This is a genomic window from Halococcoides cellulosivorans (genome assembly GCF_003058365.1).
In the GTDB taxonomy this organism is placed as follows: Archaea; Halobacteriota; Halobacteria; order Halobacteriales; family Haloarculaceae; genus Halococcoides; species Halococcoides cellulosivorans.
On record NZ_CP028858.1, the window covers coordinates 1,262,520 to 1,282,922 of the forward strand.

A 20,403-nucleotide genomic window follows, 5' to 3' on the forward strand; every position below is an offset into this window, starting at 1 on the left:
ACGGTCAGACATGGACGCAGAGTCCCTCGATACGACGACCGTAACGCTCGACGCCGACGGTGAATCGATCGAACTCGACGTTCCGACTGGCGTGTTCGACGTCCTCGCGGAGGACGAACCTGCCGTCGAGGTCATGGCCGACCTCGCGCTGTTCGAGTTGACCCGGAACGTCCACGCTGCGGCGAATCACAGCGAGATCGAGACCGACGTGCCGCTCGACGACGTGGAAGACGAAGTGCTCGACCTGTTCGAAGAGCGCTTCGAAGTCTCCTTTGCCGAAGCGACCGGTCACCAGCACTGATCGCACGCTGAGATCCCGTGGTCTGAGCCGGGTGAAATCAGCTCCTCAGTCTGTTTTGATGTCCAATAGGTCGCTGTTCCGGATCCAATCGAGATACTCGGCCAGCCGATCGGCCGACTGGAGCGCGTCGATCGTGTCGTACGATGCGCGCAGTTCGTCGTTGGAAAAGACGGTGTGGATCTGGTCGTGACACGGCCGACACAGTTCGACGGTCGGGCTCTCGGCGCGCTCCTCGGGGCGGAGATGATGCTCCTGGATCACGCGTGGGTCGTCGATGCGGTCGTCGGGAACCACGCGACCACAGAGTTCGCACGTGGTGGTCATCTCGGTTGGCAATACGTGAGACAGCCACCTATGGATGGTGCCGACGGACACGTTCGACTCCGATACGTCGTGACAGGGCTTCTGCTCACTTCGTTTGCAGAGGCTTGCTCACGGCTCACGAGTTCGCCGTTCGCATAGAATCGAGGCCTCACTCCGTTCGGCCTCGCAGTCCGCCCTCCCCGATTTGAACACCGGAAGACGACTCCGCTCGCTCCGCTCGCGGATTGCGACTTCCGAGCACGAAATCGGCTCGGTCGGATTTGCGTCGCAAATCCGCCCTCCCCGATTTGAACACCGTGAGACGTTCCGGGCGTGCGGCGCGACGCGCCGTTCCGGGACTGCGACTCACGAGCTCAAATCGTGTCGGCTGTCCCTCACGGTCAACACCGTTCGCTATCGCTCACGGATATTGTAGTTCAGTCCGCCCTCCCCGATTTGAACACCGGAAGACGCTCCCGCTCGCTCCGCTCGCGGATTGCGACTTCCGAGCACGAAATCGGCTCGGTCGAATTTGCGTCGCAAATCCGCCCTCCCCGATTTGAACGCCGTGAGACGTCCCGGGCGTGCGGCGCGACGCGCCGTTCCGGGACTGCGACTCACGAGCTCAAATCGTGTCGGTTGGATATTTCTGCTCACTTCGTTCGCAGAAAATCCGCCCTCCCCGATTTGAACGGGGGACAAGTCGATCTACAGTCGACTGCTCTACCAGTCTGAGCTAAGGGCGGGCACAGACGAACGCATGATAGCGTCGGGTTTAACGGTTTCCGTTCGTCGCCGTGACCGCCCCGGCGCCACCAGATCTCGACTGGGGACAGCACCGATGAGACAGGCGACGTATACACCGGCAACGACCGCGTTCAGTCGAGAGCACGTCGAATCGGGGTTCCAGAGTCTACTACAAAAATTGATTATGGTAGCCAAACTTTTATCCCTCACGCCGTTGTGGTACGAAGCGCGTAAGACGACCGTCTTACACGCACCCTGATCCGGCGGGAATCGACTCCTGCCGTGTCCGAGGGCGTGTAAAACGCGGATCGGCAACTGACCGGCCCGTCTTACCCCAACCCCCCCCCAAATAACCATGGAGCGTGTGACCCTGCGGATCCCCAAACAGCAGATCGAGGACGTTGAGCGAATGGTCGAGACCGGTGAGTACCCCAACAGAAGTGAAGCCATCCGGGCTGCCGTTCGGGAGATGCTCGACGAGCGCGATACCGGCCCGACTCGACCCTCCGAAAAACGCAAGCGGCGCAACTACGCCCAGGTGTAACCATGCAGGACATCGTCCAGGAGGCGCTCGAACACGAGGAACAGGAAGAGCGGTCGGTGGACACCGACGTCGACGGGTTCGGTGACCCACGGATCGTCATCGTCGGGTGCGGTGGCGCCGGCAACAACACCGTCAACCGACTGTACAATCTCGGTGTCGACGGCGCGGACACCATCGCGCTGAACACCGACAAGCAGCACCTCAAGATGATCAAGGCCGACACGAAGATCCTCGTCGGCAAGTCCCTGACCAACGGGCTCGGTGCCGGTGGCGACCCCTCGATGGGCGAGCGCGCCACCGAGATGGCCCAGGGCACGATCAAAGAAGTGCTGGGCGACGCCGACCTGGTCTTCGTCACCGCCGGCATGGGTGGCGGGACCGGCACCGGTGCGGCGCCCGTCGTCTCGAAGATCGCCAAAGAGCAGGGCGCGATCGTCGTGGGCATGGTCTCGACGCCGTTCAACGTCGAGCGCGCCCGCACGGTCAAAGCCGAGGAAGGCCTCGAAGAGTTGCGCACCGAGGCCGACTCGATCATCGTCCTCGACAACAACCGCCTGCTCGATTACGTCCCGAACCTCCCGATCGGGAAGGCGTTCTCGGTGATGGACCAGATCATCGCTGAGACCGTCAAGGGAATTAGCGAGACGATCACCCAGCCGTCGCTGATCAACCTGGACTACGCGGACATGACCTCCATCATGAACCAGGGCGGCGTCGCGGTGATGTTGGTCGGTGAGACCAAAGACAAGAACAAGACCGAAGAGGTCGTCAAAGACGCGATGAACCACCCGCTGCTCGACGTGGACTACCGCGGTGCGTCGGGCGGCTTGGTCCACATCACGGGTGGGCCCGATCTCACCCTCAAGGAGGCCGAGGGCATCGCCCAGAACATCACCGATCGGCTCGAAGCGGACGCCGACGTGATCTGGGGCGCGCGTATCCAGGACAACTACAAGGGTAAAGTCCGCGTCATGGCGATCATGACCGGCGTCAAGAGCGCCCACGTCCTGGGCCCGACCGCTCAGAAGCAGGCCAACAAGTCCCGCGCAGCGATCGAGGACGAAGAGACCTTCGACGCCAGCCAGAATGTCGGCGGGCAGTCGAGCGGCCAGTCCGCCCCGAGCGCAGAGTTCGGCCAGACCGACGGCGGTCGCGAGACCGTCAATCGCACGAACGGCCTCGATGTCATCCGGACCGACGACTGACGACCCACGCAGTACTGTCGCTCGAAGATCACTCTTTTCGTCTGGCGCACCGACGCCGCAGTGCACCCGCCAGTTGTGGTCACGACGATACCTGCCCGGGACCTGCAGGCGTTTATCCCTCCGGGAGCTAAGGCGGCCAATGAACGATAGCGTTCTGGAGACGATCGGATCGCCGCTCGTCCGGATCGGCGGGCCCACCGGTGCGACCGTCGCCGCGAAACTCGAAGGATTCAATCCCGGAGGATCCGCGAAAGACCGGCCGGCACGGGCGATGATCGAGGCCGCCGAGCGCGATGGCGTCCTCGAACCGGGCGATCGGATCGTCGAACCGACCAGCGGTAACACCGGCATCGGCATCGCACTCGTCGGCGCAGCCAACGGCTACGACGTGACACTCGTGATGCCCGCAGGGAAATCCGCCGAGCGCCGCCGCCTCATGCGGGCCTACGGCGCCGATCTCGAACTGATCGAGGGGTCGATCTCGGACGCCCGCGAGCGGGCCGCCGAACTGGCCGACGAGTCGGGTGTCGTCACGCTGGATCAGTTCGAAAACGCCGCGAACCCGGGCGCTCACGAGGCGACCACCGCGCGTGAACTGCTCGATCAGGTCGACCGACCGATCGACGCGCTCGTCGTCGCCGTCGGGACGGGCGGGACGCTCTCTGGGCTCACACGAGGGCTCAGAGCAGGTGGTCAAAACCCGCTGATCGTCGCCGTCGAACCCGACGAGAACGCCTTGCTCTCCGGGGACGACCCCGGCGACGACGAGTTCCAGGGGATGGGCCCGGGCTTCGTCAGCCCGAATCTCGACGAAAGCGCGATCGATCGGATCGAACGCGTCGCCATCGGCCCTGCCGAAGACGAGTGTCGTCGACTCGCCAGCGAGGAAGGAATTCTCGTCGGCCAATCGTCAGGTGCAGCGAGTCTGGCAGCGAAACGCGTCGCGCGCGCGTTCGTGGGTGGCGAACTCGACACCGACGCCGACGACCCGCTGGTCGTGACGGTTTTCCCCGACAACGGCGAGCGATACCTCTCGACGGGGCTGTTCGATCGAGAGGAGTAAGGTTAGACGCGTGCCGTCAGTGGCTGGCGTCTTCGTACACCCAGGGCTCGTCCGCGCGCTCGTAGCTGACGAGTTCCTCGTCGTCGAAGAAGAGGTCGATCTCGCGCTCGTTCGCGCCCGGATCCTCGTGATCGGAGCCGTGGATGATGTTCTGCGAGAGGTCCAGCCCGAAATCGCCCCGGATCGTCCCCGGTGCGGCCTCGGCGGGGTCGGTCGCGCCCATCATCTGGCGGACCTGGCGGGTCGCGTCCGCACCTTCCCAGACCATCGCGAGCACCGGGCCCGAGGTGATAAACTCGACCAGATCGTCGAAAAAGGGCTTGTCCTCGTGCTCGGCGTAGTGCTCGTGGGCCAGTTCCTCGCTAATCTGCATGAACTTCGCGCCCGCGAGTTTCAGCCCACGCGTTTCGAGCCGGGAGACGATTTCGCCGGTCAACCCACGCTGGACGGCGTCGGGCTTGGCCATCACGAAGGTGCGCTCGTCGTGGTGGCTCACCGTTCGTCCTCCGTCCATTCGAGGGACTTGGATTTTCGCCCGAGGTCGCTATTTTTCTCGCACTTCGAGGAGCAGTAGACGAGTCTCGTCCCGTCCGTGCGGACGAACATCGTCCCCGTTCCGGGTTCGATCTCGCTGCCGCAGTAGTCACACTCGCGCGTCCGCGGCATGGTCACTGCCCCCCGATGGCGTCGGCCTCGCGAGCCGTCTCGCGCAGCTGGATCACGTCACCCTCTCGGACCGGGCCGAGCACGTTACGAGTGATGATCCGGCCCGTGTTCTCGCCCTCCTGGATCCGGCATTTGACCTGCATGGCCTCGCCGTGCATCCCGGTCCGGCCCACGACCTCGATGACTTCCGCGGGCGTGGAACCGCCGTCGGCGGACTCTTCGGCGCTCATCGGTGATCAGCCCCGGAGTTCGTCGACCTTGTCAGCGACGTCTTCGACGTCGCTTTCGGCGTCGCCCGAATCGGTGATCGCCGCCGCGGCACAGCCGACGTCGAGACCGATGGCCTGGCCGATATCGTCCTGAGCGCCGACGAAGACGAACGACACGTCTTTCTCGTCGGCCAGGTCCGGCAGGTGCATGACGATCTCTTCGGGCTGGACGTCCTCGGCGATGAGTGCCAACTCGGCGTTGCCGCGCTCGACGGCTTTGGTTGTCTCGTTGGTCCCTTTCTTGACTCGGCCTGTGTCCCGAGCGACTTCCAGGGCGGACAGTGCGTCCTCCTGAAGGTCGACCGGCACGTCGAAATCTGCGTATACTGGCATTGTGGTCACCTCCCGCGCGTGGGCTCACACTCCCCCGCCGTCGGGGTCACCGCGACCCCGGGTGGCCGTCCACCGGGTCCGAAACTGGCTAGGAGCATCATCAACCCCGCGCAGGGTGTACTCGTGGGTGGTCGGCGGCCCTTCAAAGGGGTTTCGAACGCAGACCGCGATCCGCTCTGCGGCGCCCACAGGATCGATTCTCACCCGTTTTCTCACACGAATAGTGTCGTCGACGGCTGTGAACGAGCGTGGTTCGGCCTCACGATAAAGTAAATGTAGCTATATAGAATCGTCACGTCGCCGACGCACACCAGTTCGAATTCTGATTCGGTTCGCAGCGGACGAGTTCCAGGTTCTGAGCCCCCTCACTCCGACGAATCGACGCTCTCCGCACGAAACTCCGACGCGTAGTCCTCGACGAACGTTCGCACGCTCCGTGGCTCACGACCGAGGATTCGTCGGCAGTCAGAACTCACGCGGGCAGCCAGGCCGACCCGCGCTACAGTGTAGATACCACACATGAGCGCGACGAACGTGAGCGGGTGTCCCCGTCGGTACATCCGCCACGCGAACGAGAACAGCGACGGCCGCGAATAGGAAATGGGCCGATCCAGAACGTCCGCGAAGATCATTGCGACGGCGTCGTAATCGAGCGCCTCGGGCCCGGTCAGGTCGTACGCCTGGTTCGCGTGGCCGGCCTCGGTCACCACGGTTGCAGCCACTTCACCGACGTCCCGTGCGTCCACGAAACTGGTTGTCCCGGTGCCCGCTGGCACGAGGATCTCGTCGTTCTCGACGATGTCCCGTCGATGGACGCCGAGGAGATTCTGCATGAAAAACGAGGCTCGCAACAGTGTGGCGTCGAGGTCTGCCGCCAGAACGTGCTTCTCGATGCGGTGGTGTGGGACGAGAACGTTCGTCTCGGCCCCGAGCGTCGAGAGATAGGCGATCTGGGTCACGCCGACACGATCGGCGGCGTCGACGAATGAGATGACTGCTGCGGTGTCCACGGTCGGTGGCCGCATGAGGAAGACCTGATCGACGTCGGCCAGCGCCGCGCCCCAGGTCTCGGGCTTCGAGAAGTCGAACGCGACCGTCGCTCCGGCAGTCTCGATCTCGGCGGGCACCGACTCTGGATCGCGAACCCCGCTTCTGACCTCGACGTCACGGTCCGCGAGCGCGCTGACCACGTGGTGGCCGACCGTCCCCGTCGCGCCCGTCACGAGGATCCGCTCGGTCACGGGTCGGCCCCCCAGGATCTCCGCGGCCGAATGGCGGGTGCAGTGTCCATATTCGACAGAAGGGCGCCAGGGAAGTATACGATGGCGTCGGCGGTGATCGAACGAGTCGACTCGGTCTCCTCTGCGGGCGACACTCAAGGGCCCGGAGTGCAAAGCAAGACCGTGACCACCCACGTGCTCGTCGCCCTCGACGGGTCGCCACTCGCCGGAGACGCACTCGATCACGCCCTCGAAACGTTCGACGGGCCGATCACGGTCCTGAACGTCGTGACACCGATGGACAATGCGATGAGCGAGGGGGCGATCCTCGACACGGAGTCCGACCGGATGGCCGAGGCCGAAGACCGTGCGAACGAACAGGTCGAGGCCGCCTGTGATCGGACCGATTCGGCTGACCGGGAGGTCGAGACGATCGTCGAGACGGGCGATCCCGCCGATCGGATTCTCGACGCGGTCGACGCTCACGAGATCGATCACGTCGTGATGGGCTCTCACGGCCAGCCACGTGGCGAACTCGCACGGCGATTGCTCGGGACAGTCTCGACGGCGGTGCTGGGCGAGGCGAGCGTGCCGGTGACGGTCGTGCGCTGACCCGAGCTGACGAGCGAGCGGGCAACGAGGCCCGGACCAACAAGCTATTATCGTCCTGGCGGCGAACTGAGGGTGATTCGATGGTCGTCGGCTCAGGTGTCGTGACGCTCGTGATCGCCGCGATCGCGAGCGCCTTCATGGCGTGGTCGATCGGGGCAGGATCGAGCGGATCGACACCATTCGCGCCCGCGGTCGGAGCGAACGCGATCACCACGCTCCGGGCGGGATTACTCGTCGGACTTATCGGGTTCGCGGGCGCGGTCCTCCAGGGCGCGAACGTCTCGGAGGCCGTCGGGCGGGAACTCATCGGTGGCGTCACGCTCTCGCCGGTCGCCGCGACGATCGCGCTCGTGATCGCGGGCGGTCTCGTCGCGATCGGCGTCTTCACGGGCTACCCGATCGCGACGGCGTTCACCGTAACGGGTGCGGTCGTCGGGACGGGCCTGGCGATGGGTGGCGCGCCGGCCTGGGACAAGTACCTCCAGATCGGGGCGCTGTGGGTGCTGGTCCCGATCCTCGGCGGCACCGCGGCGTACGCCCTCGGGCGCGTGCTCAAGGATCGACTGGTTCCCGCTCGGGTGGCCGTCCCCCTCCTCGCGGCAGTCGTCTGGGCGATCGTCGTCAACATGCAGTTCGCACTACTCGGGCCGGCGGGCGAGGGCCGATCGACGGTCGGTGCGATCGCCGCGAACCTCGACGGCGGGACGGCAGCTGTCGGTGTATCGACACTTCTGTTCGCACTCGGCGCGGGCGTGCTCGTCTACTGGCGCATCCAGGGCGATCCCGCAGCCACGAATCGCGAGTTCTTGCTCGTCCTCGGCGCGCTGGTGGCGTTCTCGGCGGGCGGCACACAGGTCGGGTTGGCGATCGGACCACTCGTTCCCTTGCTCGACCCGTACGGCATCCCGCTCGTGGCTGTCCTCGTCGGTGGTGGCCTCGGCCTCCTGATCGGCTCCTGGACCGGCGCGCCGCGCATGATCAAAGCGCTTTCACAGGACTACTCGTCGCTCGATCCCGACCTCTCGATCGCCGCGTTGATCCCCTCGTTTGCGATCGCGCAGGTCGCCGTCTTCTTCGGCATTCCCGTCTCCTTCAACGAGATCATCGTCTCCGCGATCGTCGGTGCCGGCTTCGCCAGCACGGGGAGTGCAGTCAGTCGCGAGAAGGCCGTCAACACCGTCGGGGCGTGGGTCGGGTCACTCGTGCTCTCTCTGGTGGTCAGTTTCGGTGCGTACTCCGCCGTCGCGGCCGTCCTGGTGTAGCGGCGTTATACGATCCCGTCGATGTCGATCGGGTCTTCGATGTCGCCCATGACGGCTTCCAGCAGGTCGGTCACGGTTACCATCCCGACGACCCGTCCGTCCTCGATGACGAGCGCGAGTTCCTGGTGTTCGGCCTGAAACTGATCGACCGCGTCGCTCACGTCGACGTCCGGCGAAAGCGTCATCGGCGGGGCCGCGACCGTTTCGAAATCGAGCGTGCCGTCGAGGAGTTCGTCACGATGGCTCGCGAGGATCGGCACGTAGACGATCCCACGGAAGTCCGTCAACGTCTCACCGATCAACGGGTATCGGGTGTGTGGCTCCGCAGACAGGCGATCGATGTTCTCTGCGAACGTGACCTCGGTCGAGAGTGGAACGATGTCTTCGGCGGGAACCATGACCTCTCTGACGGGTTGTTCACCGATATCGAGGGCGTTCATCACCTCTTCGCGCCGGTCGTCGGAGACGCCACCGCGTTCGAGGATCGACCCGAGTTCGGTCCGCAGGTCCGCTCGTGATTCGATGACGTCGGTCTCGGCCTCCAGCCACGCACCGGTCATCTCGACGCCGAACAAGCGCAGCGTCGCCTTGGCGACCCCGTCGCCCAGCGTGATGATCGGTGCGATCACCCAGTGAAACCAATAGAGCGGGCCAGCGCCGTACCGACAGACGAAGCGCGAGCGCTCGACACCGAGGTACGTCGGGGTCTGCTCGCCGTGGGTCAGGTGGACGAGATTGATCAACAGGAAGGCCAAAATCCCACCAGACCCGACGCTCGCGAGCGCCGAGTTCGCGAACAGCGGTTCGAACACCGCCGCCAGCGCGGGTTCGGCCACGATCCCGACTGCGATCGACGAGGCGGTGATCCCGACCTGGCAGGTCGTCAAGTAGAGTTCGAGGTCCTGGGTCATCGCCCACGCGCGTTCGAGACCCCGAGACCCGTCGAGAAACTCCGCTTCGGTGAACTGTCGGGCCCGTGTGAGCCCGAACTCGATCGCGACGAAAAACCCGTTCGTGAGGATCAACCCCACGCCAGCGAGGATCCGCAGTGTGATCTCGATCGAGTCCATCGGGCGACGGTTCGAACGGCACCATGAAGAAATCGATGGTAGGTGTCGACCACAGCGGCCTTGTGCGCCCGCCGAGTGGTGGCGATATGCTCGCGGACCTGGCGGGACGACTGCGTGCCGAGGCCCGCCGGACAGATCATCGACGCCTGCTCGTCGTCGCTGGATCCCCAGAGCGAACCAAAAAGCGACTGCCCGACGCTCTCGATGGAGCGGACCTCGACCCCGCGCGGACGACCGTGATCGGTGATCGCGATCTCTGGACCTGTGAACGCCTGGCTCCGAACGCGTCGAGTGATCTGCTCGGGACGACCCGGGAGGCCGTCGTGATCGACGCGCACACCGCGATCCGCCCGAACGCACTCGGGCGTGGCGTCGGGGCGGTCGAGGGAGGGGGACTGGTCGTCCTCGTGACGCCGCCGTTCGAGGAGTGGCCCGAGCGTCGCGACGCCTTCGACGCGACGATGGCGGTTCCGCCCTATCAGACCGACGACGTGACGGGCCACGTCCGTCGCCGCCTGATCGAGACGCTGCACGCCCATCGTGGCGTCGCGATCGTCGACGTGGACCGCGATCGGGTGATCGACGACGGCAGTGTCGATCGCGATCCCACGGCGGTCGCGACCGACGACGGACCAGCGGTCCCCGACGACGCGATCTTCCCCGCGGCGGCCTACGAGGCCTGTCTGACTGGCGATCAAAGCGACGCGCTCGCGGTGTTCGAGGCGCTCACCGACCCGCCACAGGCGATCGTCCTCGAAGCCGATCGCGGCCGTGGGAAATCGAGCGTCCTCGGACTGTCTGGAGCGGCGCTGGCGGCCGAGGGCCGTGACGTCCTTCTGACGGCGCCGACGGCGCGCAACGCCCACCCCGCGCTCGATCGGGCCCGTGCGCTGGCGGACCGACTCGGTGCGTCCGAGCCGACTGCCGAAGGCGACACGATCGCCGTCGGTGACGGTCAGGTCCGGTTCGAACCGATCGCTGACGCCACCTTCGACGCGGACGTGATCCTCGTCGACGAGGCGGCAGCGGCCCCCGTGGATCGGCTGACCGAGACGCTCGACTGCGATGCCGTCGCGTACGCAACGACACTCCACGGCTACGAAGGGACGGGCCGCGGGTTCGAGGTGCGCTTTCGCGAGCACCTCGACGACTCGCGGCACGCAGTCCGTGACGCGTCGATCGCACGCCCGATCAGGTGGGCCCCCGCCGATCCGATCGAAGTCTGGCTGTTTCACGCGCTCGCGCTCTCGGCCAGCCCCGCTCCAGACGCACTCGTCGCGGACGCGACCCCCGAGACGGTCACCGACCGCCATCTCGACGCCGTGACACTCGCCGGCGACGACCGCCTGCTCGGTGAGGTCCTCGGCCTGCTCGCACTCGCACACTACCGGACCGAACCCGACGACGTGGTTCGGATCCTCGACGCACCGAACACGTCCGTCCGCGCTTTGTTGGTCGACGGCCACGTCGCCAGCGTCGCCGTCCTCGCCGCGGAGGGCGGCCTGTCGGCGGACTGGCGCGAGCGCCTCTACGGGGGCGAACGCATTCGCGGGCACATGCTCCCGGACGTGTTGACCTCGCAGTGTCGCGACCCCGACGCCGGCCAGCCCACGGGCGAGCGCGTCATGCGCATCGCGACCCATCCCGCCGCCCGCCGCGAGGGCCTCGGAACGCGATTGCTCGACGCGATCCGGGCCGACACCGACGCCGACTGGGTGGGTGCGGGGTTCGGCGCGAATCGGGGCCTGCTCGCGTTCTGGGATCGCGCGGGCTTCGACGTGATCCACTGCTCGCTCACGCGCAACGATCGCAGCGGCGAGCACTCCGCGATCGTGATCGACGGCTGTACGCCCGCCGGCGAGCGCCTCCAGGAGCGTCACGTCGCGTGGTTCGCCCGTCGGATCGGTGGCGTCCTCGGCGACCCACTCGATCACCTCGATCCGGATCTGGTCGCCGCCGTCCTCGCTGGCTGTCCCGCGACGGTCGACCCCGATCTGAGCACTCCAGAGTGGCGCGTCCTCGCTGGCGCGGGATCGGGACAGGGCCTCTACGACGCCGCGCCACGGGCCTTCCGTCGTCTCGTCCTAACGGCGCTGATCGCGCGCTCGGAGCCGCTCGACGCTACCGACCGCCGACTGCTCGTCGGAAAGGCGCTGCAGGGCCGCTCGTGGGACGCGGTCACCGACCTCGTCGACGTGCACGCGCGCTCGAACGCGATGCGATCGTTTGGCGACGCGATCGATCGGCTGCTGGCCGATCACGCGCCCGACTGGGTCGTCGAGGGCCGCGATCGACCGGAGTGACGCTCGGCGGCGTCGGGATCGCGCTCCGACGCTCGGTGCCGTGTCGCGCCACGACGGTGCTCGATCGAGGGGGCTCCGACACACTCAAGCGGGCGCGTCCGGACCGAACAGGCATGGAGTATCACGAGGCGGTCTCCTCTCTTTTCGATCTCCACCGCTACGGCACCCGGCCCGGAACCGACGCCTGTCGGGATCTCCTGGCCGAACTGAGTGATCCACACGCCGATCTCACCGCCGTCCAGATCGCCGGATCGAACGGCAAGGGCTCGACGGCCCGCATGCTCGAATCCGTGCTGCGTGAGGCGGGACTCACCGTCGGCACGTTCACCTCACCACATCTCGAGGACGTGCGCGAGCGCGTCAGAATCGACGGCCGGCCGATCAGACGCGCCGAACTGACCGCGTTCGTCGAGCGAATCGATCCGATCGTCACCGATCGCGCCCAGTCGGGTGCGGCCCCGACCTTCTTCGAGGCCGTGACGGCGCTCGCGCTCTGGGCGTTCGATCGGCACGCGGTCGACGTGGCGATCCTCGAAGTCGGCATCGGCGGGCGCTACGACGCGACGAGCGTGGTCGACCCCGCCGCGAGCGCGATCACGACGGTCACGCTCGAACACACCGACACGCTGGGCGAGACGATCCCCGAAATCGCGCGCGACATGGCCGCCGTCGCGCCCACCGATCGGCCGCTGGTGACGGCGACGAGCGGTGAGGCCCGGGCGGTGATCGACGACGAGACCGCGATCACGACCGTCGGCGGACCCGACGACGACGTGTGCGTGACCGATCACGGCCGCGAGGGCCTCCGCTGGGGCGTCGGCCTTTCTGGCGGGGACTGGTCGGTCGAGACGACCCTCGACTTGCTCGGCCCCCACCAGACGCAGAACGCCGGCGTCGCCGCCGCACTCGCCCGCCAAATTGCCGCTCCGGACGAGCGGGCGATCACCGACGGCCTGGCGCGGGCGACCTGGCCCGGCCGGTTCGAGGTGCTCGATCGCGACCCGCTGGTCGTCCTCGACGGCGCACACAACCCGGGGGCGTGCGAGCGACTGCGCGAGACGCTCGCGGCCTTCGAGTTCGATCGACTCCACATCGTCGTCGGCGCGATGGCCGACAAAGACCATCGCGGCATGGCCGAGGCGCTCCCCGAGGCCGATCGCATCGTCGCGACCCGGCCCGCGAACGATCGCGCCGAGACGCCCACGGTGCTCAGTGAGACGCTCGGTGACGCTCACCCCGGCGCGACGCGAGTGATCGAACCCGACGTCGAAGACGCGCTGGAGGTGGCGCTCGCTGGGGCCGAGCCGTCGGACGCCGTCGTGCTCGCAGGGTCGCTCTATGCGGTCGCCGAGGCGCGCTCGGGGTGGACCCGGACCGTCGTCGAGCCCCGAATCGACGATGACCCGTCGCTCGACGCGCTGTTCGACCGGGCCAGCGTCGCGGACAACGCGATCGACGCGCGACAGCGAACGCTGCACACCCGATTGCCCGTCGCCCACGCCCGGGCGCTCGACCACGCGATCGAATCTGCGGGCGGATCGTGCTGGATCTCGGGGTACGCCGACCGGACGGGTCCGGTCGACGTCGTCGTGATGGCGACCGAGGCGACCGTTCGGCGAGCACTGAATGCCGCCGACCTGCCGACCACGGTCGAGAACCGCCTGCGCGATCGGATCGGACGTGCGGGAGCAGGTGAGGTCGCTCCCGACTGGCCCTGGGCCGACGACCCGGCGATCATGGGCATTCTGAACGTCACGCCCGATAGCTTCCACGACGGCGGGGAGTACGACGAGGCCGCCGACGCGATCGACCGCGCCCGCGAGATGATCGCGAACGGCGCCGACATCGTCGACGTGGGCGGCGAGTCGACCCGTCCGGGGGCCGATCCGGTCGACGCCGCGGTCGAGCGCGACCGGGTCGTCCCGGTGATCGACGCGATTGCCGACGACGTCTGTGTCTCGGTCGACACCCGCAAGGCGAGCGTCGCGCGCGCGGCGCTTGCGGCTGGCGCGGACATCGTCAACGACGTCTCGGGCCTGGAGGATCCCGCGATGGTCCCGACGGTCGCCGACAGCGACGCGGGCGTCGTCGTGATGGACAGCGCCGACACGCCGGTCGATCCCACGCGATCGGTCGCCTACGACGACGTGGTTCGGGACGTGATCGACGCATTGCGCGATCCAGTCCTGCGCGCCGAACGCGCCGGCATCGATCGCGATCGGATCCTCGTCGACCCCGGCCTGGGGTTCGGAAAGACCGCCGCAGAGAGTTTCGCGCTGCTCGATCGCATCGACGAGTTCCACGCGCTGGGCTGTCCGGTCATGGTCGGGCACTCCCAGAAGTCGATGTTCGAGGCGGTCGACCGGCCCGCCGGGGACTGCCCCGACGCGACCCAGGCGGGCACGACGCTCGCGGTGGCCCGCGGCGCGGACGTGATCCGCGTCCACGACGTCGAACGCGCGGTCATCGCCCGCGACGTCGTCGAGACGGCCCACGCGACCCGGTTCGATCACTGACCCGCCAGTAGTCATTACTGTCCGCCGCCCCTCCGTGGCGTATGGCATCGGCCCCCTCACCATCCGTGCTCGTCGTCGACCCCGACGACGACCGGCGGGCAGCGACCGTCGCGGATCTCGAACACGTCGATCCGGACCTCGACTGCAACGAGGCCGGTGACGAGGCTGCCGCACTGGAAATCGTCGAGAATCGCAGCATCGACGCCGTGATCACCAGCGCAGATGTCGATGGCGTCACCGGGCTCGAACTGTCGGCGTCGATTCGCGATCGTCAGCCTGATGTCTCGATCGTGCTCCACAGCGACGACATCAGCAATCTCGACACCGAGTCCTACAGCGACGTCATCGTCGAGTATCTCCCCCGTTCGATCCCCGATCGTGGGGCGGCCCTGCTCACACTCGTTCGTGATCTGGTCAGCGAACACCGGCAGGTCGCATACCCCGTTCCCGACGACGAACGACAGCGACTGGCCTCGCTCCGGCGGTACGACGTGCCAGGCATGAAGATCCAGACGACCGCCGACCGCCTCTCCGAGTTGGCTCGTGGCCACCTCGACGCGACGATCGGGTTCGTCGGACTCGTCGACGCCCACTTCGAGGAGTTCATCGGCTGTGCCGGCGCGGACTGGGGGTCAGAGGACCGCGAGAAGACGATCTGTACCCACACCGTCTTCCAGAACCGGGCCCTCGTCGTCCCCGACGTGCACGACGATCCGCGATTCGCGGGCATCGAGTGGTTCGAGAAGGAAGGCATTCGGTCGTACGCGGGCGTTCCCATCCGGTCCGAAGCGGGTGAACCGATCGGAAGCTTCTGTGTCGTCGACGACGCTGTTCGGGCGTTCACCGATCGCGAGGTCGAGATTCTTTCTGAATACACGACCGAACTCGAAGAACAACTCGAACTGCGCCACGCCGTTCTGAGTGGTGATTCGAGTGGCGTCCTCGGAGGCGCCGATGAGTGACGCCTACACCGTCGACGGACTCCCCTTCGACCCGATCCCCGCCGGGCGCGCGATCCTCGTCGTCGGATCGGGCATCGGCGGCGCACGAACGGTCCAGTCCCGACTGCTCGTCGGGCCACCCGACGAGGCAATCCTGATCGTCGCCGCCGATCGCGGCGTCGTGACGACCGTCGAGAGCCTCCGCGAGGTCGATCCGGACCTCGACGGCGACCGCATCGTCGCGATCGGCTGTTCGGGCGAAGAGAGCGGGACCGACGGGGTCCGCACGCGATCGGTCTCGACGCCGACGGATCTGACCGGCATCGGCATCCAGTTCAGCGAAGGCCATCGCAATCTTGAACTGGCGGGCTACGACCGCGTGCGGTCGGGGATCGCCTCGCTCACGACGCTGGTCTCGACGGCGACCGAACTCCGCCCGATCTACCGCTTTCTGCACTCGTTTACGGGCCACGTCAGATCGCGAGACGGGTTGCTCGTCTGTACGATCGACGACGCCACCGTGACTGACGACGTGTTCCACACCATCGAGAGTTCCTTCGACGCCCGGATCGACGTCGAGGCCGACGACGAGCGGCGGGTTCGACTCCGGGGACTGGCCGGTCAGAGCGACGAGTGGCTGCCGTTCGAATAGGGGATCGACAGGGTTAACGAGTGCGACGACCGCTCATCGATCGATGACGGCCTACACCGCGACCGTGACGGTCAGTCTGAAGACGGGCGTCCTCGACCCCGAGGCCGAGACCACCGCCCGATCGCTGGATCGACTCGGGTTCGACATCGAGGATCTCCGCTCGATGGACCGCTTCGAGATCGATCTCGACGCCGAATCGGCCGACGCCGCCGCCGAGCGCGTGACCGAGATGACCGAGCGCCTGCTGGCCAACCCGACGATCCACGATTACGAGGTCAGTGTGGCCGACCGAGACGCATGACGGTCGCCGTCGTCCAGTTCGGCGGGAGCAACTGCGATCGCGACACCGTCCGCGCGCTCGCGGATCTCGGCATCGACGCCGAGCGCGTCTGGCACGAGGACGGTCTGCCGAGCGATCCCGACGGGATCGTCCTCCCCGGCGGGTTCTCCTACGGCGATTACCTCCGGGCGGGCGCGATGGCCGCCCACTCGCCGGTCATGGAGTCGGTGCGTGCGGCCGCCGCCGAGGGCGTCCCCGTGCTCGGCATCTGCAACGGCGCACAGATCGGCTGTGAGGGTGGGCTCACTCCGGGAGCGTTTACCACCAACGAGAGCGCGCGCTTCCAGTGCGAACACGTCCACTGCCGCGTCGAGAACGGCGACACGCCCTGGACCCAGGCCTACGACGAGGGCGAGATCATCACGCTGCCGATCGCCCACGGTGAGGGGCGCTACGAGATCGGCGACGACCGCCTCGCGACCCTCGAATCCGAGGATCGTGTCCTGTTCCGGTACTGCACGCCCGACGGCGAAGTGACGCCCGAGGCCAACCCCAACGGCTCGAAACACAGCGTCGCGGGCGTGATCGGTGACGCGGGCGATCACGTCGCCGTGATGATGCCTCATCCCGAGCGCGCGACGCTCGAAGTGCTGGGTCAGACAGAAGGGCGCGGCGTCCTCCAGGCGTTTTCGCACTGATCACTGTCGCGACGCCGGGACGCGGATACCCTGGCGGTCGTTGCGACGGGGTCAGAGGTGGTCAAGCAGCGCCGCCGTCACCGCCTCGCGCTCCTCGAAGTGGACCCAGTGGCTCGCCTCGGGGAACCGCTCGACACGGAGGTCCCCAATCCAGTCGTGGTGGTCCGCGACGAGCGCCGGGACAAGCGCCTCGTCGTCCTCGCCCCAGCACAGCAGCGTCGGAACATCGACGGGGTACTCCGGGACGCCGCGGGCACGGAACAGTTCCCGAGCGTACCACCGGCCGACGCCTCGATACCAGTTGACGACGCCGGTTGGGGTGCCAGGCCGAGCGAAGGCACGCCGTAAGCGCTCGACATCGTCGGTCGTGAGGGCATCGGGATCGACGGTTCCGTCGTAGATTGATTCGAAGATGGCGAAGTCGTCTCGAGCGAGGCCCCACTCCGGAATCTTGGGTATCTGAAAGTACCCCACGTACCACGAGCGCCGGAGTTGCGCGAGGGTCGTGAGGTGATGGCCGTAGACGGAGAGGTGGGGACTGTTCAGAACCGCCAGGCGCTCGACGGCGTCGGAATGGACGTGGCCGAGGTGCCAGGCGACGAGGCCACCGAAGTCGTGCCCGACGATCCGAGCGCTCTGGCCCCCGAAATGCTCTATCAAGTCCAGCACGTCGCCGGCGAGATGATCGGGCCCGTAGGATCCGGCACTGGCCGGCTTCGAAGACCGGTTCGCCCCGCGCATGTCCATGGCGACGACGTGGAAGCCCGCCTCGGCGAGGGCAGGTATCTGGTGGTGCCAGGTCCACCAGCACTCCGGGAAGCCGTGGAGGAGTACCACGATCGGGCCGTCGCTGGGCCCGGCCTCGACGTAGTGAATGTCGACGTCGTCGAATTCGGCGCTGCCGTGAGTCCAGGGCGCGTCCTCGAAGTCTGCATCGATCGGCTCCGCGTCCGTGAGTGACTCGGTAGCCATTGCGTCCGCTTCACCGGGTCACAGTGTGATGGTTTCGATCCGGCCCGCCCCACGGAACGCAAGCGGTTTGCGCGGGCCACGCCGGGTCTCCGGCAATGGCCACGTTCACCGCGACGGTGCGACTCGAGTGGGGCAAACTGCGACTGCCATTCCGTGGTCGCGCTGGATCACGTCGCGGTGATGATGCCCCACCCCGAGCGTGCGACACTCGAAGTGCTGGGTCAGACGGAGGGTCGCGGCGTTCTCACGCCGTTTTCGCACTGATCGACGCATCGATCCGCTCTCGGGGGTCGAGATCGCGGCGGTCGCCCCGTCAGGCGTCGAGCACCATGCCGTACGATCGCTCGCGATCGAGTACTTCCTTCCAGGTCTGTTCGCAGTCACAGTCCACTTCGTCGAACACCGCTGGCTCCTGGCGGCGGTCGAAGTCCTCGATCGCCCGCGCGACCAGGTCGTCACACTCTCCGCAGTTGTGGGGCCCGCGATCGCTGCCCTTCCCCACTGGGTCGGAGACGACGATGGCGTCGGTGTCGGCGGTCCGTTCGAGGACGCTGGCGACCGACCACAGCCACGGCGGGCGGTAGCCGTCGGCGTGGTACAGGTCCTCGACGAGGGTGTACTGCTGGACGTTCGTCGGATTGACCGAGACGGTGTGGGCGTGGTCGGCACACCGCCGCACGGACTCGACGGCGTCCGCCAGGGCCTCGCGCTCCGAGAGGAACGGTGGCTTGAGCAGGAGATACGCCTTGATGCCGACGTCCGCATCGGCGGCGACCTCGCTCGCGGCGGCGAACTCTTCGAAGGTGAACACCTTGTTGATACACTCCTGGCGGATCCGATCAGAGGCCGTCTCCAGGCCCACGGCGATGTCGATCTGGGGGCCGATCGCCGCGAGCGGGTCGAGTCGGTCCGCGGTGATGAACTCCGGGAGCGACTCGACGAGCACGCGTTCGCGGTCGCCGAAGCGTTCGACGATCGCCTTTCGGGTCGCTCCAGACAGTTCGCGCTCGTCGAGAAAGGATCCGGAGGTGTACAGTTTGACCAGCGGGGCAGGTTCGTCGAGCGCGTCGGCCTCGTGGGCGGCGATCGCGTCGATCTGTGCGAGGATGTCCTCGCTGGCGACCTCGCCGTCGGGGACCGACTCGGCGACGTAGCCACACATCGTACAGCCGCCGGCACGGGCCCACCGACAGCCACCGGTGTTGAGGACGGCGGTGAGACTCGTCCGGACGCCGTCGGGGGTCAGATCCTCGTCGGTCCACACTCGAATCGGCTCGCGGGGGTCGTACTGCTCGTCGTTGCGCGCCCGGATCTCGCGCATGACGCCGTTGAAGGCGTTCGTCGCGTCGGGGCGGCCCTGGCTCATGGGGTCGATATCCCGGCCACGGCCTTAGGCGCTCCGACGCGGCACGGCTCTGCGACGCGCCCCGTTACTTCAGCGTCGTGCCGATCCGCGTCGCGCTCTCGGAGCTCTCGACGCGCTTCTCGCGCGTGAGCGGATCACGGAGTGTAAGATAGGCGAAGACGACGAGATTCGGCAGGACCTGCCCCGCCGCGAACCACCGGTCGAATCCCGTGCCGACGGCGATCGTGTAGGCGTTCAACGCGACGAGGACGACCAGTACGACCAGCGCCAGGATCCGAGCCCACCGCTGTTCGAAATACAGAGCCATGGCGACGCTGGCGAGTGCCGTCCCCACTGCCGTCGTTCCGACCGCACCGACGATCGAGAGTGTCGTCGCGTCCCCGAACGCGACCACGACGTCGGTCATCCCGTCGACGAGCGTTGCAAGACCGAGGATCGCGAGATAGAGTGCAACCACGAGCCCGCGCATGCGAAGTGTCATCGTTCGTGTCGGTGGACGCGAGAAAACAAGTTATAGGTATCGGAAGACAACTCGCCCGTGTCGTCGGACGGTCTCAGACGGCGGGTCCGTGCCGTCTGGTGATCGCCAGCGCTCCCTGGACACTTGTGCGGGCACAGTGGCGCGGTCCGTCTGGGAGTTCCAGTCAGTGACCGTCGCTCGTGTCGACCGGCGATTCGAGTCGCGATCGACGGTGCGGGTCGGGCGTGGGCTCGTATCGAGCCAGGAACGCGCCCGAGAGCGCCGTGGGGGCGAGCGAGCAGAGCGCAGCGACCCACAGAATCGGATCGACGAGAACAGCAAGCGCCCCCGCACTCAGCGCGGCGAACGCCGCCGCTGCGACCACTCCGATCGGGCGCGCCCACCGGTGTTCGGAGTACAGCGCGATGGCGGCCGCGACCAACGCGACACCGATCGCGAGGACGAGGGCTGCCCCGATCAGACCGAGAGCGTCCGCGAGCGGTGTCGTCCGAGACACCACGGCTTCGAGTAACGCCGATCCCTGGTGGAGGACGACGATGCCGGCGCTCCCTAGATACGCGCCGACGAGCAGACCTCGCGTTCCGATCGCCATCGATGGG

The 20,403-nt window shown here is 66.9% G+C and carries 22 protein-coding genes, 1 tRNA gene and 2 pseudogenes; 13 read left to right on the plus strand and 12 right to left on the minus strand.

Annotation, left to right across the window (positions count from 1 at the left end):
- Nucleotides 1-10: 10 nt before the first annotated feature.
- On the plus strand, nt 11-301 hold the full coding sequence (locus tag HARCEL1_RS06230) for a DUF7545 family protein (protein ID WP_108381697.1): 291 nt from the start codon (nt 11-13) through the stop codon (nt 299-301).
- A 45-nt stretch (nt 302-346) separates the two neighbouring features.
- On the opposite strand, the gene HARCEL1_RS06235 is transcribed toward HARCEL1_RS06230, so the two are convergent.
- Nucleotides 347-625, minus strand: coding sequence for a hypothetical protein (locus HARCEL1_RS06235; RefSeq protein WP_108381698.1), 279 nt, complete (start codon nt 623-625; stop codon nt 347-349).
- Nucleotides 626-1,276: 651 nt separating this feature from the next.
- Nucleotides 1,277-1,350 (minus strand) — tRNA-Tyr (locus HARCEL1_RS06240).
- Between the two features lie 356 nt (nt 1,351-1,706).
- Between HARCEL1_RS06240 and HARCEL1_RS06245 the strand changes: the two genes are divergently transcribed.
- The 3 genes from HARCEL1_RS06245 (at nt 1,707) to HARCEL1_RS06255 (ending at nt 4,163) form a co-directional block, all read left to right on the plus strand.
- The gene (locus HARCEL1_RS06245) at nt 1,707-1,895 is read left to right on the plus strand and encodes a ribbon-helix-helix domain-containing protein (RefSeq protein WP_108381699.1); all 189 of its coding nucleotides are present in this window, start codon (nt 1,707-1,709) and stop codon (nt 1,893-1,895) included.
- A gap of 2 nt (nt 1,896-1,897) precedes the next feature.
- Nucleotides 1,898-3,100, plus strand: a complete 1,203-nt coding sequence (gene ftsZ, locus HARCEL1_RS06250) for a cell division protein FtsZ (RefSeq protein ID WP_108381700.1) — start codon at nt 1,898-1,900, stop codon at nt 3,098-3,100.
- 139 nt (nt 3,101-3,239) lie between these two features.
- A complete protein-coding gene (locus tag HARCEL1_RS06255; RefSeq protein WP_108381701.1) occupies nt 3,240-4,163 on the plus strand; it encodes a PLP-dependent cysteine synthase family protein in 924 nt (307 codons plus the stop codon).
- Nucleotides 4,164-4,179: 16 nt separating this feature from the next.
- On the opposite strand, the gene ndk is transcribed toward HARCEL1_RS06255, so the two are convergent.
- The 5 genes and pseudogenes from ndk to HARCEL1_RS06280 all read right to left on the minus strand — a co-directional run bounded on the left by ndk (nt 4,180) and on the right by HARCEL1_RS06280 (nt 6,672).
- Nucleotides 4,180-4,659: a nucleoside-diphosphate kinase gene (gene ndk / locus HARCEL1_RS06260; protein ID WP_108384126.1), complete on the minus strand. Its 480-nt coding sequence runs from the start codon at nt 4,657-4,659 to the stop codon at nt 4,180-4,182.
- Nucleotides 4,659-4,829, minus strand: a pseudogene (locus HARCEL1_RS06265) (50S ribosomal protein L24e); the annotation flags it as partial. The gene ndk and the pseudogene HARCEL1_RS06265, both read right to left, overlap by 1 nt.
- 2 nt (nt 4,830-4,831) lie before the next feature.
- Nucleotides 4,832-5,059, minus strand: coding sequence for a 30S ribosomal protein S28e (locus HARCEL1_RS06270; protein WP_108381703.1), 228 nt, complete (start codon nt 5,057-5,059; stop codon nt 4,832-4,834).
- Nucleotides 5,060-5,065: 6 nt separating this feature from the next.
- Nucleotides 5,066-5,431, minus strand: a complete 366-nt coding sequence (rpl7ae, locus tag HARCEL1_RS06275) for a 50S ribosomal protein L7Ae (RefSeq protein WP_108381704.1) — start codon at nt 5,429-5,431, stop codon at nt 5,066-5,068.
- 365 nt (nt 5,432-5,796) lie between these two features.
- Nucleotides 5,797-6,672 (minus strand): SDR family oxidoreductase, encoded by an 876-nt coding sequence (locus HARCEL1_RS06280; protein WP_108381705.1) that lies wholly within the window; start codon nt 6,670-6,672, stop codon nt 5,797-5,799.
- Nucleotides 6,673-6,834: 162 nt separating this feature from the next.
- Between HARCEL1_RS06280 and HARCEL1_RS06285 the strand changes: the two genes are divergently transcribed.
- Both HARCEL1_RS06285 and HARCEL1_RS06290 read left to right on the plus strand, forming a co-directional pair.
- Entirely contained in the window at nt 6,835-7,263 is a 429-nt protein-coding gene (locus tag HARCEL1_RS06285) for a universal stress protein (RefSeq protein ID WP_233357426.1), read from the plus strand.
- 80 nt (nt 7,264-7,343) lie between these two features.
- On the plus strand, nt 7,344-8,525 hold the full coding sequence (locus HARCEL1_RS06290) for an inorganic phosphate transporter (protein WP_108381707.1): 1,182 nt from the start codon (nt 7,344-7,346) through the stop codon (nt 8,523-8,525).
- 5 nt (nt 8,526-8,530) lie between these two features.
- On the opposite strand, the gene HARCEL1_RS06295 is transcribed toward HARCEL1_RS06290, so the two are convergent.
- A complete protein-coding gene (locus HARCEL1_RS06295) occupies nt 8,531-9,595 on the minus strand; it encodes a CNNM domain-containing protein (protein ID WP_108381708.1) in 1,065 nt (354 codons plus the stop codon).
- A gap of 86 nt (nt 9,596-9,681) precedes the next feature.
- Here HARCEL1_RS06295 and tmcA point away from each other — a divergent pair, with 86 nt between their 5' ends.
- From tmcA to purQ, 6 genes are all read left to right on the plus strand, one after another.
- A complete protein-coding gene (gene tmcA, locus HARCEL1_RS06300; RefSeq protein ID WP_108384129.1) occupies nt 9,682-11,898 on the plus strand; it encodes a tRNA(Met) cytidine acetyltransferase TmcA in 2,217 nt (738 codons plus the stop codon).
- A 113-nt stretch (nt 11,899-12,011) separates the two neighbouring features.
- Nucleotides 12,012-14,414: a dihydropteroate synthase gene (gene folP / locus HARCEL1_RS06305; protein WP_108384132.1), complete on the plus strand. Its 2,403-nt coding sequence runs from the start codon at nt 12,012-12,014 to the stop codon at nt 14,412-14,414.
- Between the two features lie 41 nt (nt 14,415-14,455).
- Nucleotides 14,456-15,376: a GAF domain-containing protein gene (locus HARCEL1_RS06310; RefSeq protein ID WP_108381709.1), complete on the plus strand. Its 921-nt coding sequence runs from the start codon at nt 14,456-14,458 to the stop codon at nt 15,374-15,376.
- On the plus strand, nt 15,369-16,007 hold the full coding sequence (locus HARCEL1_RS06315; protein WP_108381710.1) for a DUF7504 family protein: 639 nt from the start codon (nt 15,369-15,371) through the stop codon (nt 16,005-16,007). Before HARCEL1_RS06310 ends, HARCEL1_RS06315 begins: the two co-directional genes overlap by 8 nt.
- A 43-nt stretch (nt 16,008-16,050) precedes the next feature.
- Complete coding sequence (gene purS, locus HARCEL1_RS06320; RefSeq protein WP_108381711.1) at nt 16,051-16,308, plus strand: phosphoribosylformylglycinamidine synthase subunit PurS; 258 nt, start codon at nt 16,051-16,053, stop codon at nt 16,306-16,308.
- Complete coding sequence (gene purQ, locus HARCEL1_RS06325) at nt 16,305-16,985, plus strand: phosphoribosylformylglycinamidine synthase I (protein ID WP_108381712.1); 681 nt, start codon at nt 16,305-16,307, stop codon at nt 16,983-16,985. The genes purS and purQ overlap by 4 nt, the downstream gene beginning before the upstream one ends.
- A gap of 51 nt (nt 16,986-17,036) precedes the next feature.
- On the opposite strand, the gene HARCEL1_RS06330 is transcribed toward purQ, so the two are convergent.
- Complete coding sequence (locus HARCEL1_RS06330; protein WP_108381713.1) at nt 17,037-17,957, minus strand: alpha/beta fold hydrolase; 921 nt, start codon at nt 17,955-17,957, stop codon at nt 17,037-17,039.
- A 165-nt stretch (nt 17,958-18,122) separates the two neighbouring features.
- Here HARCEL1_RS06330 and HARCEL1_RS06335 point away from each other — a divergent pair.
- Nucleotides 18,123-18,221 (plus strand): annotated as a pseudogene (locus HARCEL1_RS06335) (phosphoribosylformylglycinamidine synthase I); the annotation flags it as partial.
- A 49-nt stretch (nt 18,222-18,270) separates the two neighbouring features.
- On the opposite strand, the gene HARCEL1_RS06340 reads toward HARCEL1_RS06335, so the two are convergent.
- The 3 genes from HARCEL1_RS06340 to HARCEL1_RS06350 all read right to left on the minus strand — a co-directional run bounded on the left by HARCEL1_RS06340 (nt 18,271) and on the right by HARCEL1_RS06350 (nt 20,396).
- Nucleotides 18,271-19,323 carry an archaeosine biosynthesis radical SAM protein RaSEA gene (locus HARCEL1_RS06340; protein ID WP_108381714.1) on the minus strand — a complete coding sequence of 351 codons (1,053 nt, stop codon included), beginning with the start codon at nt 19,321-19,323 and terminating at the stop codon, nt 18,271-18,273.
- Between the two features lie 64 nt (nt 19,324-19,387).
- The gene (locus tag HARCEL1_RS06345) at nt 19,388-19,804 is read right to left on the minus strand and encodes a hypothetical protein (protein WP_108381715.1); all 417 of its coding nucleotides are present in this window, start codon (nt 19,802-19,804) and stop codon (nt 19,388-19,390) included.
- 163 nt (nt 19,805-19,967) lie between these two features.
- Nucleotides 19,968-20,396, minus strand: a complete 429-nt coding sequence (locus tag HARCEL1_RS06350; RefSeq protein ID WP_108381716.1) for a hypothetical protein — start codon at nt 20,394-20,396, stop codon at nt 19,968-19,970.
- Nucleotides 20,397-20,403 lie beyond the last annotated feature (7 nt).